Consider the following 1,277-nt stretch of genomic DNA (forward strand, 5'->3'; position numbering starts at 1 on the left):
CGCTGCCGCAGATATTCCCGTGGCGAGCGATAACCCAACGCACTATGCGGATGCCATTCGTTATAATGCTCGAACGCCTCTGTAAGGTTCTTTGCTGCCGTTAACCCGTCTGGTTTGGGCATGATACTGATGTAGTCACGCTTTATCGTTTTCACGAAGCTCTCTGCTATGCCGTTACTCTCCGGACTCCGCACCGCCGTGTTCTTCGGTTCAAGTCCCAACATCCGGGCGAACTGGCGTGTTTCATTAGCCCGGTAGCATGAACCATTATCCGTCAGCCACTCTACTGGAGACGCCGGAAGCTCGTTGCCGAAGCGGCGTTCCACCGCTCCCAGCATGACGTCCTGTACTGTTTCACTGTCGAAGCCGCCCGTAGTGACCGCCCAGTGCAGTGCCTCACGGTCACAGCAGTCCAGCGCGAACGTGACTCGCAGTTTTTCTCCGTTATCACAGCGGAACTCGAACCCGTCAGAGCACCATCGCTGATTGCTTTCTTTCACGGCCACTTTGCCAGTATGTGCCCGTTTCGATGGCGGTACAGCGGTTTTTCGCTCAAGCAACAGCGCATTCTGGCGCATGATCCGGTAAATACGTTTGGCATTGATCGCAGGCATACCATCAAGTTCGGCCTGTCTGCGAAGCAGCGCCCATACCCGACGATAACCATATGTGGGCAGCTCTCCGATAACATGGTGTATACGGAGAAGCACATCCGTATCATCTGAGTGACGGCTGCGGCGACCATCTTTCCAGTCATCGGTTCGTCTGAGAATGACGTGCAACTGCGCACGCGACACCCGGAGACAACGGCTGACTAAGCTTACTCCCCATCCCCGGGCAATAAGGGCGCGTGCGCTATCCACTTTTTTGCACGCCCATATTCAACGGCTTCTTTAAGGAGTTCATTTTCCATCGTTTTTTTGCCGAGCAGGCGCTGGAGTTCTTTAATCTGCTTCATGGCAGCAGCAAGTTCAGAGGCAGGAACGACCTGTTCTCCTGCGGCCACAGCAGTAAGACTTCCCTCCTGGTATTGCTTGCGCCAGAGAAATAACTGGCTGGCTGCCACACCGTGTTGCCGGGCAACAAGGGAGACCGTCATTCCCGGTTCAAAGCTCTGCTGAACAATAGCGATCTTTTCCTGTGTAGTACGCCGTCTGCGTTTCTCCGGTCCTAAGACATCAATCATCTGTTCTCCAATGACTAGTCTAAAAACTAGTATTAAGACTATCACTTATTTAAGTGATATTGGTTGTCTGGAGATTCTGGGGGCTAGTCTA

At 53.2% G+C, this 1,277-nt stretch carries 1 protein-coding gene; it reads right to left on the reverse strand.

Annotation, left to right across the window (positions count from 1 at the left end; genetic code table 11):
• A protein-coding gene (locus tag C7B16_RS24170; protein WP_258182619.1) for an IS3 family transposase occupies positions 1-1,186 on the reverse strand; the annotation gives its coding sequence in 2 pieces (ribosomal slippage) (positions 1-871 and positions 871-1,186; 1,187 coding nt annotated over the 2 pieces). This gene is flagged as partial in the annotation.
• Positions 1,187-1,277: the final 91 nt, after the last annotated feature.

Origin of the sequence: Escherichia sp. 20412-1 (assembly GCF_003027595.1) — a bacterium.
Lineage (GTDB): Bacteria > Pseudomonadota > Gammaproteobacteria > Enterobacterales > Enterobacteriaceae > Escherichia > Escherichia marmotae.